Genomic DNA, 19,106 nt, shown 5'->3' with positions numbered 1-19,106 from the left:
GCTGGCTTGACGTGCAAACATACAGCACTGGCACTAAGACAGTTGTTCAAGCAGATGCGAAGAAAAGCCGCTATGCAGCCTTTTCCAGATCTGAGGTCTTGATTATCCTGTGATTGAAAAGAAACGAACTACGGAGCTAGCAGGGAATACTTGCTCAATTCGAGCTTTAAACACTGAATCGTCGAAAAATAAATGACGGAATTATTGACGAACTATTGATGGACTTTGGCTGGTGGAATAACAAGTATCAAAGGCAACTGCGGCATCACGTCTGAGGATTTTGGTTTTTCACAATGAGGATCCTTGAAGGCGACATTTCCTTTTTCCCAAAACTCACCTGGAGAAGTCTGTGCACAAACCTGTGCGTCAGATGTTTTGCTTTTCCAGATGAAATACGCGGCCGGTTCTGCGTTACTGGTGAGTGGAGCAAATGCCAGAGCGAATAAGATCGGTAAAACGCCATAGGCATGCATCAAACAAACTCGCATCTTGGCCTCCTGTAAAAAATGAGCTACTCAGTAACAGCAACTGCAACTTCGCTCATCCCATTAACCCAATAAGTGCTCACTTAAAAACTTAACGTCATTAAGCACAGAGACGCAATGAAGAAGCTGACACAAACATCAATACCTAGCTTAAGTTAAGTAATGATAACCAAACAATGCCATTCTCTGCATCCCTGTGTTGAGAGGATTTGTCTCAATGTTACTTACTAGCTCTAAAACAGACCCTGCCCTATTTCATGCATTATGGATGTTGGCTACGATATTGTGCAAGTTCGTCTATCGTCAAAATAACCAGATCATGGGTTAACGCATAGGTTTGCACTTGCGCTCCATGCGTCATACTGCCATCCGGGTTCATCAACTCGCACAGAACCGCTGCCGGAGCTAATCCAGCCATTGTTGCCAGATCAACCGAACCCTCAGTATGCCCACGACGTTGCAATACCCCACCAGCAACGGCACGCAATGGAAATACATGGCCAGGGCGCGCCAGATGTTCCGGCTTGGCATCAGCAGCAATTGCCGTGAGGACGGTGGTAACGCGATCCGCTGCCGACACGCCGGTTGTTACGCCCTGCTTCGCTTCAATTGACACCGTAAATGCAGTGCCATAACGGCTTTCGTTGTGGCTCACCATCGGTGGCAATTCAAGTTGCTGCAATTTCTCATCAGGCAAACACAAGCAAACGATACCGCTGCCGTCACGTATCATGCGCGCCATCGATTCAATGGAGATTTTTTCGGCGGCGACAATCAGATCCGCTTCATTTTCACGATCAAAATCGTCCATCAACAAAACCGGGCGACCATCGCGCAAATCTGCCAAGGCAAGCTGCAAGCGTTGTTCAAAGGGGGCTAAAGAGAAAATTTCCGGATGAACAGAAATCGAGGACGATGCAGACTGAGTATGTTCAGAAAGACCATTAGGATTGATATTTGTATTGGTATTTAACATAATGAAACGCTCCGCAAAATAAAAAAGTGCAAAAGACGTTTCAGGGATATTTCAAAAACGCATAGCCAAACGCCAGCGTTCATGCGCAAAGCATGAATGCTGAATATAAGGCGCATCTTCTCTCATCCGGACTATCACCGTCGGCCCTGGAATTACACCAGATCTGCTGACCTTGCCAAAACACTCAAAGTGCTAAGCCAAGCGCTCGCGGGCTTGTCTGAAAAATCAGATTTACCGCCGGTGGGGAATTACACCCCGCCCTGAAGACGTACAACCTACCGAATTAACGGCAAGTAAATTATACGGAAATTTGAATAATCGTGTGTCGACCCTGTCAATTCTACAAATACTTATTTTTTAACCTATACTAAAAGTCAATAATTAAAAATTTTGTGACATTTAGCATTGCCTAAGGGTAAGTTTATTCATATAACGAGAATATCGGCCACACCGATTATGCATATATCAAAACTGCATATAAGCAAATGAATACTAAGTAGTTTGGAATATATCCGAGTTTCATTACGATTCACGTTACTTTACGCGGGGCGATATGACTTTTACTTATATATTTTCAGGATTTGCTGTTGGCACACTGGTCGGTTTGACCGGTGTTGGCGGCGGCTCACTGATGACGCCTCTGCTGACCTTATTATTTGGCGTTTCCCCCTCCGTTGCAGTGGGTACCGATCTGGCTTTTGCCTCCATTACCAAAGCTACCGGCACATTTACGCATCGTTTGCGTGGCACCGTTGACTGGCAAATCGTGCGTTTGCTGTGCTACGGCGCTTTGCCTGCGGCATTGATCGCTACGCTGGGACTCAAATATTTTGGTAGTCTGAATAAAGAAATCGGACAGGTCATACGTTACTCGATCGCTGCTTCGGTATTTCTTACCGTGATCGCCTTGCTATTTAAAAGCAAAATGCTGAACTGGCTCAACAATCATCCAGAAAAGCAATTGCAAGGCCGCCAATTACAGGCAGCCACCGTTGCCGCCGGAGTATTGCTGGGCACGCTGGTCACGATTTCGTCGATTGGAGCCGGAGCGATCGGCGCGACCTTATTGGTCATGCTCTATCCGCGCATGTCGGCAGCACATATTGCTGGCACCGATATCGCGTACGCAGTGCCACTGACAGCGATTGCCGCATTTGGTCACTGGTGGCTGGGCTCAATCGATTGGGCTTTGCTCGGCGCACTGCTCATAGGCTCATTGCCAGGTATCACACTAGGATCCATGGCGGCACGCGCAGTACCTGAGAAACTGTTACGTGGCATACTCGCAACGACCTTAACGCTGGTTGCGACCAAACTGATTTTCTAAATTTTTTCAATACTTCTTCTACCCATTCAGTATAACAAGCGCATAGTGAGGACTAAATAAGATGTACCGTTATGACCAACACGATCACCAGATCATCAAAGAACGTATCGCGCAATTCCGTGATCAGGTACGTCGTCGTCTTGCCAATGAGTTGACTGAAGAAGAATTTCTGCCTTTGCGTTTGCAAAATGGTTTGTACTTCCAGCGCCATGCCTACATGCTGCGCGTCGCAGTTCCTTACGGCATGCTCTCTTCTGAGCAGTTACGCACATTTGCATTCATCGCACGCAAGTATGACCGTGGCTACGGTCATTTCACCACACGTCAGAACATTCAATATAACTGGATCAATCTGGAAGACGCACCAGATATTTTGGAGCATCTGGCCAAAGTAGAAATGCACGCAATTCAGACCTCCGGTAATTGCATGCGCAATATTACGTCGGATGAGTTTGCTGGTGTTGCAGCTGATGAAGTGATCGATCCACGTGCTTATGCGGAGATTCTGCGTCAATGGACGACGTTCCATCCTGAATTTGCGTACTTACCACGCAAATTTAAAATCGCAATCAATGGCTCCAAAGAAGACCGTGCAGCGATCGCTGTGCACGATATCGGCCTGACAGTCGTACACAATGAAGCAGGCGAAGTCGGCTTTAAGGTGATGGTTGGTGGTGGTATGGGGCGTACGCCTATCCTTGGCAGCGTGATTCGTGAATTCCTGCCGTGGCAGCACGTCATGACTTACCTCGAAGCGATCTTACGCATCTACAACCAATACGGTCGCCGCGACAATAAGTACAAAGCACGTATTAAGATTTTGGTCAAAGCGATCGGCGCTGACGTATTTGCACAGCAAGTGGAAGAAGAATGGGCAGAAATCAAAGATGGTCCAGCGACACTGACTGAAGCAGAATTAAAGCGTGTCGCGAGTTTCTTCAGCTCGCCTGATTATGCGCAATTGCCTGCACATGATGCTGAATTTGAACAGCACAAAGAAGAAAACAAAGCGTTTGCCAATTGGGTGAAGCGCAATGTTAAACCACATAAAGTAGCTGGATACACCGCCGTCGTTTTGTCACTCAAAAAACCAGGCGTACCGCCAGGTGATGCCACTGCTGAACAAATGGATTTCGTTGCTGATCTGGCCGATAAATATAGCTTTGGTGAGTTGCGCGTCACGCATGAACAAAATCTGGTGCTCGCTGATGTGAAGCAAAGTGAATTATTCGCGGTATGGCAAGAAGCAAAAGCACACGGCTTGGCGACACCAAATATCGGCTTGCTGACAGATATGATTTGCTGCCCTGGCGGCGACTTCTGCGCGTTAGCAAATGCGAAATCGATTCCGATTGCGCTCGACATTACTGATCGCTTTAACGACCTCGATTATTTGCACGACATCGGCGATATTGAATTAAATATGTCCGGCTGCATTAACGCGTGCGGTCATCATCACGTTGGGAATATCGGTATCCTCGGCGTCGATAAAGATGGCAGCGAGTGGTATCAGGTATCGATTGGCGGTGCACAAGGTAATCAGGCTGCCATTGGCAAGATCATTGGTCCGTCTTTCTCTGCTGGCCAGATGCCAGAAGTGATTGACCGCATTATTCAGGTCTACATCCGTGAGCGCCTTGAAAATGAGCGCTTCATCGATACCACGCAACGTCTCGGTATTACGCCATTTAAAGATTTTGTTTATGGAACGCCGATCAAAACCACAGAACACCACGGCGAAGACGCTGGCTCTGTCGTTTCATACTAATACCGGATACGCTAGTAAAGAAAACATCATGACTGACATTATTAAAGATAAAGCCATCGTTAGCGATGATTGGACCGTCTTGCGACTGACCGAGGAACAAACACCAGATGCCGTAGAAGTACCTGCGGGTAAGGTTTTAGTGCCACTCAAAGTCTGGCTATTACAAAGAGATACGCTGATTAAACGCAGTGATCTCGGCGTCTGGTTTAGCAGCGATGAACAAGCCAAGGATCTGAAAGACGACATCGCTCATTTTAGTTTGCTGGCGGTCGATTTTCCTAAATTCTCAGATGGTCGCGGCTACTCTATTGCTTACAACTTACGTTCGCGTTTTGGTTTTACTGGCGAATTACGTGCAATCGGTGACGTCTTACGCGATCAGTTGTTTTACATGCAGCGCGTTGGTTTTAATGCATTTGCGGTTCGTGCCGATAAAAATATCCACGATGCAATCAAAGGTTTGACAGATTTTTCAGAAAAATACCAAACTTCCTGGGATGAGAAAAATCCTCTGTTCCGTCGTGCTGAACGTACCGGAGCAGATGTATGAACGTTGTCATTACAGAATTCGAAGCAAAATTAGAAAATACCCGCGTCATTTTGAAAAACATTGCGCAGGAATTTAGCCCTGCGGTGTTTGCTTCTAGTCTGGCTGCAGAAGACATGGTATTGACTGACCTGATCTTGCGCGAGAAACTGAATATCGGCATTTTTTCTCTGGAAACCGGACGCTTGCATACAGAAACTTTAGGCATGTTAGACAAAGTCAAAGCGACCTATGGTACCGAGATTGTGCTCTATAAACCTGAAGCAAGTGCAGTTGAAGCCTACGTTGCTCAGCATGGTTTGAATGCATTTTACGACAGCGTAGACAGGCGTAAAGAATGCTGCCGCATTCGTAAAGTTGAGCCATTGAATCGCGCATTGGCGGGCAACAAGGCCTGGGTCACAGGCCAGCGTCGGGCACAGGCAGCCACGCGAACAGAATTAGCCGTACAAGAAGATGATGTTGCTCACGGCATGCAAAAATTTAACCCTCTTGCAGATTGGTCTGAAGAGGATGTGTGGCACTACATTCGTAGCAATAATGTACCGTACAACCCGCTACACGACAAAGGCTACCCGTCTATCGGTTGCGAACCTTGTACTCGTGCGATACAACCTGGCGAAGATGTGCGCGCCGGACGCTGGTGGTGGGAAAATCCAGAATCAAAAGAATGTGGTTTGCATGTCGTCGATGGCAAATTAGTTCGTATCAATAAGCAAGCTGAAAAGATCGGAAATCAATGATGAATACAGTCACAGAAAAACATTTTATTGATGCCGCGAGCAATCGCCATCTGGATTGGCTGGAATCCGAAGCTATCCACATCATGCGTGAAGTGGCGGCAGAATGTAGCAATCCGGCCTTATTATTTTCCGGTGGTAAGGACTCTATCGTTTTGCTACGCTTGGCAGAAAAAGCCTTCCGCCCGGGTAAATTTCCTTTCCCACTAGTGCATATTGATACCGGACACAATTTCCCGGAAGTGATTGCTTTCCGCGACAAACGTGTGGCAGAACTGGGCGAACGCCTGATCATTGGATCAGTAGAAGAATCTATCCGCCGTGGCACTGTACGTTTGCGTAATCCGGCAACCGACTCGCGTAATGCCGCGCAAGCAGTTACCTTGCTTGAGACTATCGCCGAACACAAGTTTGATGCTTGTATAGGCGGCGCTCGTCGCGATGAAGAAAAAGCCCGCGCCAAAGAGCGTATTTTTTCTTTCCGGGATGAATTCGGCCAATGGAATCCAAAAGCACAGCGTCCGGAATTATGGGACTTGTATAACACCCGTGTTCATGCCGGTGAAAACATGCGCGTGTTCCCAATTTCCAATTGGACAGAACTCGATGTCTGGCAATACATTGCCCGCGAAAAGCTGGAATTGCCGCAAATTTATTTCGCCCACGAACGTCAGGTGATTCCACGTAATGGTTTGCTGGTACCACTGACCGATTTAACGCCACCACGTGAAGGCGAAACGGTAGAAACACAAATTGTACGCTTCCGCACCGTCGGCGACATTTCCTGCACCTGCCCAGTCTCATCCGATGCCGCAACCGTAGAAGCAATTATTGCAGAAACTGCGATTACCCAAATTACCGAACGTGGCGCGACCCGCATGGATGATCAGACTTCTGAAGCATCGATGGAAAAACGTAAAAAAGAAGGATATTTCTAATGAATGCTATCGCCATTGAAAAACAAGTTAACGTTAATCTTAGCCAGGAGCGTGGCCTGCTCAGATTCATCACCGCTGGTTCGGTGGATGACGGCAAAAGCACATTAATCGGTCGCTTACTGTTTGACAGCAAAGGTATTTTTGCTGATCAACTGGATGCCATCTCACGCGCAAAACACAAGCGCACCGTCGGTGATACGATCGATTTATCCTTGCTGACCGACGGTTTGGAAGCCGAACGCGAACAAGGCATTACGATCGACGTCGCTTATCGCTATTTCGCGACACCTAAGCGCAAATTCATCATCGCCGATACGCCTGGGCATGAGCAATACACGCGCAATATGGTGACCGGTGCATCAACAGCAGATGCGGTTGTCATTCTGGTCGACGTGTCTAAAGTCAAATTAAATGATGACGGCAGTGTTGATTTGCTGGTGCAAACCAAACGCCACTCAACCATCGCTCATTTGCTCAAGATCCAGCACGTCATCGTTGCGGTCAACAAAATGGATTTGGTCAATTACGATCAAAACGTGTATGACCGTATCGTGGCCGAATACAAAAAATTTGCAGACCAACTTGGCTTGAGCGCAGTTCATGCAGTACCACTGTCAGCACTCGCTGGTGATAACGTAGTCACGGGCACCGACAAGATGCCATGGTATCAAGGGCCTACTTTGATCGATTTGCTCGAGTCACTCAGCGTCTACGATGCGTCCCACGATGAACCGTTTCGTTTTCCGGTGCAATTGGTTGCGCGCCACAACGGACATGAGGCAAATGACTTCCGTGGCTACATGGGTCGGATTGAAGCGGGCAAAGTCAGCAAAGGTGATCAACTGACTGTGCAGCCAAGTGGTCAGTCGGCCACAGTGAAAGATATTCTGACACTCGATGGTTCATTAGAATCGGCCGTCGTTGGTCAATCTGTGACGATTTTACTCAATGAATATCTGGATATCTCTCGCGGCGATATGTTGGCGGGTGCCGATAGGCCAGCGAGCCAATTAAAAACAGTAAAAGCTGATTTGTGCTGGTTATCTGAAGATGCATTGGATGTGCGGCGTAAATACTGGTTAAAACATACGACGAAACAAGTTGCAGCACGCGTGACCGCAGTTGATACCCTGCTCGATATCAATACCCAGCAGCGTAGCCCTGCAACGAGCTTAAAACTCAATGACATTGCAACCGTTACGCTCAACGTCCAACAAGCTTTAGCTGCCGATGCATATGATAAAATCCGCTCCACAGGAGCATTCATTCTCATTGATGAGGTAACCCATCAGACAGTGGCTGCAGGTATGATACGTATTGAGGAGTAACACGCATGACAGCGCCTTTCGGCAAAGTTTATCTGATAGGCGCTGGCCCTGGTGCTGCGGACTTAATCACAGTCCGTGGTGCTCGCATCCTGGCACAAGCAAGTGTCGTTCTGTATGACGCACTAGTGACGCCGGAAATGCTGGAGTTGTGCCCACAAGCCGTCAAAATATCGGTCGGCAAACGTAGCGGACAACGTTCTGCTGCGCAAGAACACATCAATGAACAACTCGTCGCCTGTGCGCGTCAATACCCACTGGTTGTACGCCTTAAAGGCGGCGATCCCATGCTGTTTGGTCGCGCCGATGAAGAATTAACCGCCTTGGAATCGCACGGTATTAGCTATGAAATCGTGCCCGGCATTACAACGGCATTAGCTGCAGCCGCCAGTGTCAAACAGCCCTTGACCAAACGTGGCGTTGCCCGAAGTGTCGCCTTATTCACATCAAGTACAGCACCAGGAGAAGTTGCAGATACCCGTATTCCTGAATGCGATACGCTGGTGCAATATATGGGTGGCAGAGAAGCGATGTTGACTGCACAACGTATGTTGGCTGCAAACTTCCCGCCTGATTTACCGGTCGTTGTCATTGAAAATTGCAGCCGTCAAGATGAGCGCAGCATCACACTTAGCCTCGCCGAATTGTCTCAGGGCTTACCCATCAGTAGCGGCCCTGTATTGGTCATGATGGGTGAGGCCATGCGCACGCGCGGCACGGTCAAAGCATCCTGATTAAAAAACACCATCACGGTAAGCGCACTTCGTGTCTTTGCGCCATTTCCTGCAGAGCATTACTTGTGCGCAGTTGCTCAAACAACTCGTCATATCTGTTTCTGAGTAGATCGCAACTGGTCTTACAATAGGCGAGGTAACCTTCTTGCTTATCGATATAAGGCTGTAATATCGTGACTTTCTTTGCGAGCCCCATCTTCGCTACCAACGCTTCTGAATTACGCAAATTAGTCGCCAAATAATCGATGCGTTTGGCCACCAACATATTCAATCCGTTTTCTAAGGAATTGGCTAAGGTTGGCTTCATGCTCGTGCGCATAGGTTCAAATTTAGGACCGTACACCCAGCCATTGATCACGGCCACTTTGCCCTCGCCGAATGAAGCATAATTACCATCCCAAGCAGCGGATTTTGGTTCTTGGCGCACATAAAATGCCATCACATCTTGATAAAATGGTTTCTGCGCAAAGCTGAATTTTATTTCACGCTCGGCAGTCTTATAAGGACCAATCAGTATCTGCGCCTGACTGTTTTCGACCATCGATTGAGCGCGACTCCATGGGTAGATTTGAAAACTGATCGTATCGCCATTCTGCTTCGCTAAAGCGCGCAATATGTCGACCGCAAGGCCATTACAACCGCCGTCACTGTTGCACTCAAATACATGTGCAAATTCGGTACCAACAGCAAGGATCTGCCCGGCCATCGCCAGCGGAGAAAAAAGCAAACAAATGCAAAAAGCAAAACGAGAAATCGACATGAACTTTTCCAAAAAATGATTCCAGAAAAATTACACAGGCAAGATAACGCTTAGTAAGCTATATCCATGATTATTCTATTATTCTATTATTCTGTTAATACTGAAATTAAATAAAACAGAATTACGCCAAACTAACACAGTAGTCGCGAATTGCCAATAAAACACTCTCTTGTTCACCGACTGCTGTCGCCAATTGCATATCAAGGTCTGGATATGTCACGTTCAGTTGCTCAATCAAGATGGGTAAATCTCGGAGCACATGACCACCCTGCCCTAAAAATATTGGAGAGACCGTGATTTTTTGGATGCCTTTTGCAACCATATCTGACACCAACTCAGGCAAGGACGGCGTCATAAATTCCAGGAAAGCTAATTCCACGGCGCAATCCGGCAAACTTTCCTGGGTCATTTTTTGCAGCCGCTGGAACGGAGCCGCCCAGCGCGGATCACGTGCGCCATGCGCAAACAAGATCAATGCAGTATGTTTATTCATCAGTGTCTTTCTACGTAGCGCAAACCCATTATCGCCAGTCCCATGAATAATAAACTGGGCACCAGCGCCGTCACAACAGGTGGCCAGGTATTGAGCATGCCCAGATGTGAGAATAAGGAATTAATCAGGTAAAACACCATCCCTATCATAATCCCGCTGAAAATTTTAAAGCTAATGCCGCCGCTACGTACGTGTAAATAGGCGAATGGCAGCGCCAGTGCCATCATCACAAAGGTGGCAAACGGGTAGGTGATTTTTTTCCAGAAGGCGATTTGATAGCGCTCGTTATCTTGTTTATTTTCCGCCAGATGCCGCGTAAATGCAGCCAAATCAATCGCTGACATACGATCAGGGTCGGCAAATAACACCGCTAAAATATCAGGGGTTACTTCAGATACCACATCCAGGCTTGGTAACTTCTGGCTCTTTACATTGGCAATATCTTCCGCCGACAAAGTCATAGGAAAGGAAGTCTGATTAACGTCAAAAAGACGCCATACATTATTACCCTGATATGCCGCATTCGCGGCTGTCACTTCACGTGCCAGATGAAAATTTTTGTCGAATTCATAAAGCTTCACCTGATTGAGTTGGCGGTTCGGCAGAATTTCTTGCACATTTAAAAACCGTGATCCGATGACCTCGCCTTTTAAACCATCCTGACGAATCAAATCTTTAGTCCATAAACCGGTTCTGAATTGTTGTGTTTCAGCCGCGCCTAAAGCGGTTAACTTCATCGCTTCCGCCATTTTGCTGGAATTAGGCGCAATGATTTCCCCAAACAAAAAAGTCAGCAAAACAAACACGAATCCTATTTTAAATAAAATACCAGCAGCCATCACATTCGACATACTGGCAGCACGCATAATAGTAAATTCGGAATTAGAAGCGAACTGCGCTAAAACATAAATGGTACCAATTAGCACAGCGATAGGCATAAATTCATAGACATAGCCAGGCAGTCCTAAAAATACATACCATAGTGCATGCTGCAAACGATAGCCACCTTTATTGACGCTAGGCAGTTCTCCCATCAAATCAAAAAAGGAAAACAACGCCAGCAGCGCCAGCATCACAAACAGCACAGAACGAATAATTTCAGTGCCAAAATATTTTTGTAAAATCTTCATGCCTGTTTTTCTTTTCCACGTACGCCAGCCTTACATCTGGACCATATCACTAATGGGTGCCAGTCGCTATTTACCTTGAGTCGCCACGCAAACATAGCGATCACCGACAATAACACCATTAAATGAACTGGCCACCAGCTCATACTAAATTCGCTCCTGCCTTGCGACACTGTCGCTTGAGAAATATTGATAATATTCAAGTAAATGATGACTGAAAGCAGTGCCACTATTAAGTTTGCGGAACGACCTACCCGTGGATTCACAAACCCCAGCGGAATCGCCGCCAACATCAACAATGTGCACATGATAGGTAAAGAAATGCGCCACAATAATTCCGCTTTTTTGTTGGCATCCATGTCTTTCAACAACACATTCAATGGCATGGCTTTTGCAGAGTTATCACCGACCAAAGCACCATTCTGACTAGAAACCAATACGCCATATTTATCAAATTGCATCATCTGGAAATCGGGGGCGGTCGGTAAGCCGTCGTAACGACGCCCTTTACTCATGACCAGAAATTTATCGCCAAATTTATCAATATCTATCACGCCTTCTTTGGCAACGACAATACTGGAACGACCATCACGAATCGTATTAATAAAAATATTTTGCACCTTACTCATGTCGCCAGCGACTTCTTCCACAAAGAAAATACGGTCCGACGAAGACGATTCCTGAAATTTGCCGGGAGACACTTTGGCAATATCAGAACGTTTTTCGTAGCGTTCTCTGAAATCTGAACTTTGCTGACTAGCCCATGGTGTCACCACAAAACTAAGCAAAGCAGTCAAAATGATCCATGGCGCACCAAACCGCAGCACAGGCGCTATCCACTCTGTCAAACTCTGACCAGAAGCGAACCAGACCACCATTTCTGAGTCCTGGTAGGTACGAGTTACAACCAATAAGACCGATATAAAACCGGTCAATATCAATAAAATCGGCATATTCATCAGCTCAGTAAAGCCGATGAGTGCGACCACATCGCTGGATGCAACTTTACCTCCAGCCGCCTGTCCGAGGATCTTAATGAGCATCACGGTGATCGTGATGGTAAACAATGTTGTGAAGACTGCGCCTGCTGCGCTGAGCAATTCACGTCGAAGCGCGCGTTGAAAAATCATGAGAAGGATTATAATGTCTGTTTTACGAGACTTACCAAGAGGAGTAATACGTGGACTTTAGCATAAAAACAATCGACGCAAAAAGTGCCTTAACTGCCCACAAGGCCATCAAGACAGGCTGTATCGTAGTTGGCGTATTCGAAAATAAAAAACTTTCCGCAGCAGCGGCCGGCTTAGATAAGCACGGCGCCATCGCGGCAGCACTGAAATCTGGTGACATTACTGGCAAGATTGGTTCTTCCTTATTGTTGCGTAATATTGCTGACATCGCAGCAGAACGCGTGTTACTGGTTGGTTTAGGCGAAGAAGGCAGCACAGTAACAGAAAAAGCCTACCAGCAAGCAGTACAAGCCGCTGCGCGTACCTTGCTCAACTTAGGCTCCAATGATGTTGTTTTGGCATTACCAAGCATCAAAGACCGCGACATTTCCGCGACGGTACGCGGTGCAGTGATCGCCTTCCGCGAAAGCATTTTCCGTGCTGACAGCTTAAAGAGCAAAAAAGACACCGCGCCTGTCGGCGTCAAAAAAGTAGCTATTGCCGTTGCCACCACCGAAGCCACTCTGGCAAAAACTTCCTTGCTGCAAAGCATCGCTTTAGCCAACGGCATGGATTTAACCAAAGAATTGGGCAATTTACCACCAAACGTTTGCACTCCGACGTATTTAGCCAACACTGCTAAGCAAATTGCTGCTGATTACAAGATGGGCGTAGAGATTCTGGACCGCAAACAGCTCCAGGCACTCAAAATGGGCAGCTTCTTGTCCGTCACTAACGGCACAGTAGAACCACCAAAATTCATCGTTCTCAAGCACATGGGCGGCAAAGTCAAAGACGCACCGGTTGTTTTGGTTGGCAAAGGTATCACTTTTGACTCCGGTGGTATTTCTCTCAAACCAGGCGCAGGCATGGATGAAATGAAATACGATATGGGCGGTGCAGCCTCTGTCATCGGCACCATGCGCGCCATCGGCGAAATGAAACTCAAACTCAACGTGATCGCCGTTGTTCCTAGCTGCGAAAACATGCCATCTGGCTCAGCGACACGCCCAGGCGATATCGTGACTTCCATGTCCGGTCAGACAATCGAAGTGTTGAATACCGATGCTGAAGGCCGTTTGATTCTGTGTGACGCCCTGACCTACGCAGAACGCTTCAACCCGGCAGCAGTCGTTGACGTCGCCACTCTGACTGGCGCTTGCGTCACATCCTTGGGTCACCACAACACAGGCTTATTTACACGCCACGATGCCAAACATGATGCATTAGCTGATGAATTGCTGGCAGCGGGTAAAGAAACTGGTGATACCGCATGGCGCATGCCGATCGAAGAAGCATACAACGAACAGCTCAAGTCCAATTTTGCTGACATGGCAAACATTGGTGGCCCAGCTGGTGGCAGCATCACTGCAGCTTGCTTCCTCGAGCGCTTCACCAAGAAATACACCTGGGCACATCTGGACATCGCGGGCACCGCATGGAAATCTGGCGCAGCCAAAGGCTCTACTGGTCGCCCAGTACCTTTGCTGACAACGTTCTTGATGAATCGCGCGGGATAAGTTACAAAGCACCGATGCTGTACACAAATAAGCCGCACCAATTTAAATGGGTGCGGCTTATTTTTTGTAGAACGTCATGCACATCTAAAATCGGCCTGAACCAACTTCAGCGCGAGGCCTATATCACTCTATTCAACAGTGCATATTTTGGATGCGAATATCCGAGTAAAAATTAGCGATCATGCATCGAAATTCAAAATCTTAAAAACAAGGTGCAGCACATTACTGTGCCACCCTCATTCAAAACGCCAAAAAAGCCGCTCCCAACAAAACTATTTTTTACTTGTAGGTCGAATTAACATAGCGCGCGTTTTAGCCAACTCTAACTCTTCACGAATAGTTAAGGGCTTTATTTGACCGCTACTTACATTCTGTGCCGACCAATATATCTTTCCTCTCAATGCTGAAGCCGCCCCCTCGCAATGCTGCTCAAATCGAAGATCAAGCTCATTCAATGCATTATTAACATACTTAACTTTATCTACAGCAAACCACCCCGTCAATTGATTACAACCCCGACCATTCCCACTCCAGTTTAAACCACCTTTTGCAGGATTATGAAATGGATATCTTCTTAAATCAGGATAATATCCGACGATCAACTGGGACAATGAATTCATTTTTGTAAAATTTGCATCCCAGCCACCAGTAATTACCCCGATGGAAGATCCGTCAGTAACCCGTATTTGATCTGTTGCTCCTTGATACAAATATTCCCTGCCTTGACCAATGTAGTCACCGACATCACTCTGCAAGTAAACGTAGTTTCCAGAATTCGGTATTTTACCTTGCATTGGTTTCCACAAATTTGTGGGAATAGGATTAACAGGACCACTTATTTTTGTTACATCGTATTTGTTATATACAATTGAGCCATGAAGTGACGGTATACCATTCTCACAGTGCTGATCAAACTTTAGGTCGATATGGGACAATTCGCTTCCGACATACCGAACATTTTTAATCACCACGTTCGTTGTTGAGGTATTACATCCACGTCCCTCGCCAGACCAAGTAAATCCCCCGACACTGGATGTGTGAAACGGATAACGAGCCAAACCAGTATAAGTTCCCTCAACGAATTTAGTGAGCGTATTTGGCAAAACCAACGTAGCGTCCCAGGATTCATCTCCACTTACCCTAGCGCTTAACGATGCTCCATTCGTCGAAATACTTAGTGAGGTATTGCTATTATCATATGAATAACTCGCTCCGCCTCCAATGTAATCGCCAACATCACTTTGCAATGTGATATTGGTTGGAGTGGAAGCAGATACCGTATAGATTCGATTTGAGCCATCCTCAGCAGTAACGACATACTTAACCTCTTTAGCAAAGTTTTGAATATTTTTTTCACTTTGCTGCGGAACATTACTCACGCTCACCAGCAAGCCTGTCGTAACAAATTTGGGGGCTAACTGACTGATATCTGTATTCACAGGTACAAGCAACGAGATGACACCAAGATCATTGTCAATTGAGCCAGATACGCCAAGTGATGGAATTGAAAACGAAGTTATCTCTTTTGCAGATGATAAAACGACACGTGAAATTAGAACGACATACAATTGCGATGTACCATCTGCCGCGGTAACCTTGTAGCTTACAGGACCCGAAAAATCAATTAGTGAAATATCACTGACTTGAGTCACGCCATTGACACTAACATCGTTCCCATTTGTTTCAATATGAGGCTTCAACGATGTCAAATTTGCGTTCACTGGCAAAGTTGCTGTAATAGTCTTTTTACTTTCATCAATCACCGCACTTGTCTGATAATCAGGAAACGAAAATGCAGTAATTGATTTAGTAGACGATTTCGCAAACACAATTACCTCGACCCAATAGGTGTCCGTGCTTCCATCTTCTGCGACCACTGTATAACGTATGGGTCTCGAAAAATCATTGATAGTCGTCCCGCTTACCTGAGTTACTTCTCCGATTTTTACCGAAACACTCGTCGTGGAAAATTGTGCGACCAGTTTTTTTATGTCCACAGATTCAGTAATGCTTATTGTAATAATTTTGCTAGTTTGGTTAATTATTCCTTGAGTGTTTGGGGTAACAATCGAGAAACTGGTAAATGTCTTGGCCGCCGACTTATTTTGAGAATCAGGTGGTGTAGAGTTACTTCCACCCGAACCTCCACACGCTGTGACAATTGCCATACAAAACAGCATTAGCCACAGTGATTTAATATATCTGAGCATTACAATATTCCTCTTTGTGTAAAAAAATGCACTATTGTATTTGAATTAACACACGTATCACAATCACTTCAACTAAAGACTACAATTCGGGCTAAAAGTAGAGCAAAGCCTCACACAACGTATAATGTAGACACACAAAAATTGATGAAGTCGCATGCATATGACGATTTGTAGTCAAAATAATTAAAGATACAAATTCCAAATAAATACACAGTTAAATCAAACACTTACAACATCTATGAAAATTACCACCTGGAACGTCAACTCTTTAAAAGTCCGATTACCGCAAGTACTGAAATGGCTGGAGTCCAATCCTGTGGATGTGCTGTGCATACAAGAGACCAAGCTGACCGATGATAAATTTCCGCAAGCCGAGATTGAAGCAGCGGGTTATCACGTAGCCTTTACGGGGCAAAAGACGTATAACGGCGTGGCGATTTTGTCTAAGCACCCGCTGTCTGACGTGCAGAAAAACAATCCGCAATTTGAAGATGAACAGCAAAGAATTATTGCGGCAACGATCAACGGCATGCGCATTATTTGCGCGTATGTGCCGAATGGTCAGGCGCCTGACTCTGATAAATTTCAGTACAAATTGAGATGGTTGGCGTCGTTGAAAAATTGGGTACAAGAAGAAATGCAACGCTACCCGCAACTGGCGATATTGGGTGACTACAATATTGCGCCGGAAGACCGCGATGTCCATGATCCGGCGGCGTGGGTTGGTATGAATCTGGTGTCACCTGAAGAACGTGCTGCGTTGCAGGCATTGCTGGATTTGGGTTTGACAGATAGTTTCCGTCAGTTTGAACAAGCAGAAAAATCGTTTAGCTGGTGGGATTATCGGGCGCTGGGATTCAGGCTCAATAAGGGTGTGCGTATCGATCACATTTTGTTATCAGCGCCGTTAGCGCAACGATGCAGCGCGTGTGAGATCGATAAAGTGCCGCGTAAATGGGAGCAGCCATCGGATCATGCGCCGGTGACTGCTACCCTAGATTAATCAAATATCTAAATAAATACCTGGCTTATTCTTCATACGGTAAGCCAGGTGGAGCGGACTTCTGTTTGTTCACTTTGCTTGCAGGTGCAATGCGTGGAGCTGATTGGGTTTGCTCCATACGGAATGCAGACATGGCTGTTTTGAGTAAATTTGCCTGCTCTTCTAATGAGCCTGCTGCCGCGGCCGCTTGCTCCACCAATGCCGCATTCTGTTGCGTTGCCTCGTCCATGTGGGCTAGGGCGACATTCACTTGTTGGATGCCATCACTTTGCTCGGCAGAAGCGGACGTGATTTCATTGATGATGGATGCAACCTGATCCACCGCAGCAACAATACGCGTCATCGCGGCACCCGCTTTATCTACCAGTTCAGAACCTTCGTTGACCTTGCTGACAGAATCTTCAATGAGGCTCTTAATTTCTTGCGCCGCTGCGGCACTACGTTGCGCCAGGGTACGCACTTCACTCGCTACAACGGCAAAGCCGCGCCCTTGCTCACCGGCTCTGGCTGCTTCTACGGCGGCGTTCAAGGCAAGGATATTAGTTTGAAACGCGATGCCTTCAATGACGCTGATAATATCTACAATTTTGCGCGAGCTGTCTGAAATGCCTTGCATGGTGCTGACGACTTTATTCACCACTTCACCGCCTTGTGTTGCAACATCCGATGCATTGACTGCCATTTTATTTGCTTCACGGGCATTTTCTGCATTGTTTTTGACGGCATCTGTCAGCTCTTCCATGCTCGCTGCAGTTTGTTCCAAGGATGATGCTTGTTGTTCGGTGCGACCAGATAAATCCATATTCCCGGTCGCAATTTCAGTCGCGCCTACGGTGATGGAGTCGGTGGCTTTTCGTACGTCCACCACCATGACACGAAGCTGCTCAAGGAAATTATTAAAGGCCTGTGCGGTTTGTGCGACTTCATCTTCACCTTCCACGTTGATTTGACGACTCAGATCACCACCACCTGCTGCAATATCCGCCATCGCATCACGTACACGTTGCAAACCGGAGAGCATGTGTCCGACCAACCAGGTTGAAGCTGGTACGATAATCGCCAGCAGCACGATCAGCACAATGGCAGAGATCATCAGTAATTGATCCAAAGAAGCGAGCGCTTTCTTTTTATCAACGACTAATGCGAGGTACATGTCTGAACCAGTGACTGGTTGCAAAAACAAAAAGCTAGCTTTGTCAGCGATGACCGTTTCTATCGGGTCGGTATTTTTGGCGAGCTTACTTAAATTATCCAAAGCCAGCTCTGGTGCGATGTCTTTCGCAGGCTTTAAAACTTTAGTCTGATCCGAATGTGCTAATACCTGGCCAGATTTATCTAACAAAAACGCATACCCATCGCCCGTCAGCTTAACGTTGAGAATTTGATCGACAATCTTAGTAAGAAAAACGTCAGCAGCGGCAACGCCGCCCTCGCCGCCTTTAACTGGCGCAGCGAAGGAGATCATTAGTCCAGGAGGGGTAACGCCCATGTAAGCCGAAGTCACAATCGGTTTTTTGGCCTCAATTGCACCTTTGTACCATGGTCTGACCGTTGGATCGTAACCAGCAGGAGGCGCGTCTGCTGGATTATTGGTGAACGTCTTATCTGGTTGACCGAGATATACACTGAGGAAATTACCACCGCCACGTATCATTGCTAAACTGGCTTGTAGATCAGTGCCTTCGCCCAGAGATTTTGCCAAGCTCTCAACAAGTGAAGTGTTAATTTGTATCCAGTTACTTAATACAGCGTTGTAACTCGTTGCCACTCCGCGGATTTCGTTATTCAAGTCATTTTCAATTTGCGACCGCATCCGGAGATAACTGCCAACGGTTAAAAATACCGTGCAAACAGTGACCAATAAAGCAATGACAAAAATTAAACGTCCTTTTAATGACTTCATAACATCTCCTTTGTTCTCTTGAAACTACAATCAGTGAATAGACGTGAATATTTGCAAGGGGCACAGACATATGAAGCACAT

Annotated in this window: 17 protein-coding genes and 1 riboswitch; of the genes, 9 read left to right on the top strand and 8 right to left on the bottom strand. The window is 46.6% G+C overall.

Features of this window, described 5'->3' with window-relative positions:
* Positions 1 to 212: 212 nt before the first annotated feature.
* Both ACO0KY_RS15790 and ribB read right to left on the bottom strand, forming a co-directional pair.
* Entirely contained in the window at positions 213 to 488 is a 276-nt protein-coding gene (locus ACO0KY_RS15790; RefSeq protein WP_186913380.1) for a hypothetical protein, read from the bottom strand.
* Between the two features lie 259 nt (positions 489 to 747).
* On the bottom strand, positions 748 to 1,461 hold the full coding sequence (ribB, locus tag ACO0KY_RS15785; RefSeq protein ID WP_423047634.1) for a 3,4-dihydroxy-2-butanone-4-phosphate synthase: 714 nt from the start codon (positions 1,459 to 1,461) through the stop codon (positions 748 to 750).
* Between the two features lie 110 nt (positions 1,462 to 1,571).
* A riboswitch (FMN riboswitch) is annotated at positions 1,572 to 1,733 on the bottom strand.
* A 281-nt stretch (positions 1,734 to 2,014) separates the two neighbouring features.
* Here ribB and ACO0KY_RS15780 point away from each other — a divergent pair.
* The 7 genes from ACO0KY_RS15780 (at position 2,015) to cobA (ending at position 8,840) form a co-directional block, all read left to right on the top strand.
* Positions 2,015 to 2,788 carry a sulfite exporter TauE/SafE family protein gene (locus tag ACO0KY_RS15780; protein WP_186913382.1) on the top strand — a complete coding sequence of 258 codons (774 nt, stop codon included), beginning with the start codon at positions 2,015 to 2,017 and terminating at the stop codon, positions 2,786 to 2,788.
* A 61-nt stretch (positions 2,789 to 2,849) separates the two neighbouring features.
* A complete protein-coding gene (locus ACO0KY_RS15775) occupies positions 2,850 to 4,556 on the top strand; it encodes a nitrite/sulfite reductase (RefSeq protein ID WP_423047632.1) in 1,707 nt (568 codons plus the stop codon).
* 28 nt (positions 4,557 to 4,584) lie between these two features.
* Positions 4,585 to 5,106, top strand: a complete 522-nt coding sequence (locus ACO0KY_RS15770) for a DUF934 domain-containing protein (RefSeq protein WP_423047630.1) — start codon at positions 4,585 to 4,587, stop codon at positions 5,104 to 5,106.
* Complete coding sequence (locus ACO0KY_RS15765) at positions 5,103 to 5,846, top strand: phosphoadenylyl-sulfate reductase (RefSeq protein WP_423047628.1); 744 nt, start codon at positions 5,103 to 5,105, stop codon at positions 5,844 to 5,846. The genes ACO0KY_RS15770 and ACO0KY_RS15765 overlap by 4 nt, the downstream gene beginning before the upstream one ends.
* On the top strand, positions 5,846 to 6,781 hold the full coding sequence (gene cysD / locus ACO0KY_RS15760) for a sulfate adenylyltransferase subunit CysD (protein ID WP_186913386.1): 936 nt from the start codon (positions 5,846 to 5,848) through the stop codon (positions 6,779 to 6,781). Before ACO0KY_RS15765 ends, cysD begins: the two co-directional genes overlap by 1 nt.
* Complete coding sequence (locus tag ACO0KY_RS15755; RefSeq protein ID WP_423047626.1) at positions 6,781 to 8,109, top strand: sulfate adenylyltransferase subunit 1; 1,329 nt, start codon at positions 6,781 to 6,783, stop codon at positions 8,107 to 8,109. Before cysD ends, ACO0KY_RS15755 begins: the two co-directional genes overlap by 1 nt.
* Before the next feature lie 5 nt (positions 8,110 to 8,114).
* On the top strand, positions 8,115 to 8,840 hold the full coding sequence (cobA, locus tag ACO0KY_RS15750; protein WP_423047624.1) for a uroporphyrinogen-III C-methyltransferase: 726 nt from the start codon (positions 8,115 to 8,117) through the stop codon (positions 8,838 to 8,840).
* A 13-nt stretch (positions 8,841 to 8,853) separates the two neighbouring features.
* On the opposite strand, the gene ACO0KY_RS15745 is transcribed toward cobA, so the two are convergent.
* The 4 genes from ACO0KY_RS15745 to lptF form a co-directional block, all read right to left on the bottom strand.
* Positions 8,854 to 9,600: a substrate-binding periplasmic protein gene (locus ACO0KY_RS15745; RefSeq protein WP_423047622.1), complete on the bottom strand. Its 747-nt coding sequence runs from the start codon at positions 9,598 to 9,600 to the stop codon at positions 8,854 to 8,856.
* 121 nt (positions 9,601 to 9,721) lie between these two features.
* On the bottom strand, positions 9,722 to 10,093 hold the full coding sequence (locus ACO0KY_RS15740; protein ID WP_186913390.1) for a sirohydrochlorin chelatase: 372 nt from the start codon (positions 10,091 to 10,093) through the stop codon (positions 9,722 to 9,724).
* A complete protein-coding gene (lptG, locus tag ACO0KY_RS15735; RefSeq protein ID WP_186913391.1) occupies positions 10,093 to 11,223 on the bottom strand; it encodes an LPS export ABC transporter permease LptG in 1,131 nt (376 codons plus the stop codon). The genes ACO0KY_RS15740 and lptG overlap by 1 nt, the downstream gene beginning before the upstream one ends.
* The gene (lptF, locus tag ACO0KY_RS15730; RefSeq protein ID WP_186913392.1) at positions 11,220 to 12,350 is read right to left on the bottom strand and encodes an LPS export ABC transporter permease LptF; all 1,131 of its coding nucleotides are present in this window, start codon (positions 12,348 to 12,350) and stop codon (positions 11,220 to 11,222) included. Before lptF ends, lptG begins: the two co-directional genes overlap by 4 nt.
* Before the next feature lie 50 nt (positions 12,351 to 12,400).
* Between lptF and ACO0KY_RS15725 the strand changes: the two genes are divergently transcribed.
* Complete coding sequence (locus tag ACO0KY_RS15725; protein WP_423047618.1) at positions 12,401 to 13,909, top strand: leucyl aminopeptidase; 1,509 nt, start codon at positions 12,401 to 12,403, stop codon at positions 13,907 to 13,909.
* A gap of 272 nt (positions 13,910 to 14,181) precedes the next feature.
* On the opposite strand, the gene ACO0KY_RS15720 is transcribed toward ACO0KY_RS15725, so the two are convergent.
* Positions 14,182 to 16,119 carry a DUF5018 domain-containing protein gene (locus ACO0KY_RS15720; RefSeq protein ID WP_423047616.1) on the bottom strand — a complete coding sequence of 646 codons (1,938 nt, stop codon included), beginning with the start codon at positions 16,117 to 16,119 and terminating at the stop codon, positions 14,182 to 14,184.
* A gap of 238 nt (positions 16,120 to 16,357) precedes the next feature.
* On the opposite strand from ACO0KY_RS15720, the gene xth reads away from it, so the two are divergent.
* Positions 16,358 to 17,122 (top strand): exodeoxyribonuclease III, encoded by a 765-nt coding sequence (gene xth, locus ACO0KY_RS15715; protein WP_422989901.1) that lies wholly within the window; start codon positions 16,358 to 16,360, stop codon positions 17,120 to 17,122.
* 25 nt (positions 17,123 to 17,147) lie between these two features.
* Here the strand turns inward: xth and ACO0KY_RS15710 are convergent, their stop codons facing one another.
* The gene (locus ACO0KY_RS15710; protein WP_423047614.1) at positions 17,148 to 19,025 is read right to left on the bottom strand and encodes a methyl-accepting chemotaxis protein; all 1,878 of its coding nucleotides are present in this window, start codon (positions 19,023 to 19,025) and stop codon (positions 17,148 to 17,150) included.
* Positions 19,026 to 19,106: the final 81 nt, after the last annotated feature.

The organism is Undibacterium sp. Dicai25W (assembly GCF_049340505.1).
GTDB classification, from domain to species: Bacteria; Pseudomonadota; Gammaproteobacteria; order Burkholderiales; family Burkholderiaceae_D; genus Undibacterium; species Undibacterium jejuense.
This window is presented reverse-complemented; position numbering and strand designations above follow the sequence as displayed.

Bases quoted from the DNA above. Each gene is read 5' to 3' on its own strand.
- ACO0KY_RS15790 (WP_186913380.1), bottom strand. From the start codon at position 488: ATGCGAGTTTGTTTGATGCATGCCTATGGCGTTTTACCGATCTTATTC.
- lptG (WP_186913391.1), bottom strand. From the start codon at position 11,223: ATGAAGATTTTACAAAAATATTTTGGCACTGAAATTATTCGTTCTGTG.
- ACO0KY_RS15720 (WP_423047616.1), bottom strand. From the start codon at position 16,119: ATGCTCAGATATATTAAATCACTGTGGCTAATGCTGTTTTGTATGGCA.
- ACO0KY_RS15775 (WP_423047632.1), top strand. From the start codon at position 2,850: ATGTACCGTTATGACCAACACGATCACCAGATCATCAAAGAACGTATC.
- ACO0KY_RS15770 (WP_423047630.1), top strand. From the start codon at position 4,585: ATGACTGACATTATTAAAGATAAAGCCATCGTTAGCGATGATTGGACC.
- ribB (WP_423047634.1), bottom strand. From the start codon at position 1,461: ATGTTAAATACCAATACAAATATCAATCCTAATGGTCTTTCTGAACAT.
- ACO0KY_RS15780 (WP_186913382.1), top strand. From the start codon at position 2,015: ATGACTTTTACTTATATATTTTCAGGATTTGCTGTTGGCACACTGGTC.
- ACO0KY_RS15740 (WP_186913390.1), bottom strand. From the start codon at position 10,093: ATGAATAAACATACTGCATTGATCTTGTTTGCGCATGGCGCACGTGAT.
- xth (WP_422989901.1), top strand. From the start codon at position 16,358: ATGAAAATTACCACCTGGAACGTCAACTCTTTAAAAGTCCGATTACCG.
- ACO0KY_RS15745 (WP_423047622.1), bottom strand. From the start codon at position 9,600: ATGTCGATTTCTCGTTTTGCTTTTTGCATTTGTTTGCTTTTTTCTCCG.
- ACO0KY_RS15710 (WP_423047614.1), bottom strand. From the start codon at position 19,025: ATGAAGTCATTAAAAGGACGTTTAATTTTTGTCATTGCTTTATTGGTC.
- cysD (WP_186913386.1), top strand. From the start codon at position 5,846: ATGAATACAGTCACAGAAAAACATTTTATTGATGCCGCGAGCAATCGC.
- ACO0KY_RS15755 (WP_423047626.1), top strand. From the start codon at position 6,781: ATGAATGCTATCGCCATTGAAAAACAAGTTAACGTTAATCTTAGCCAG.
- lptF (WP_186913392.1), bottom strand. From the start codon at position 12,350: ATGATTTTTCAACGCGCGCTTCGACGTGAATTGCTCAGCGCAGCAGGC.
- ACO0KY_RS15765 (WP_423047628.1), top strand. From the start codon at position 5,103: ATGAACGTTGTCATTACAGAATTCGAAGCAAAATTAGAAAATACCCGC.
- cobA (WP_423047624.1), top strand. From the start codon at position 8,115: ATGACAGCGCCTTTCGGCAAAGTTTATCTGATAGGCGCTGGCCCTGGT.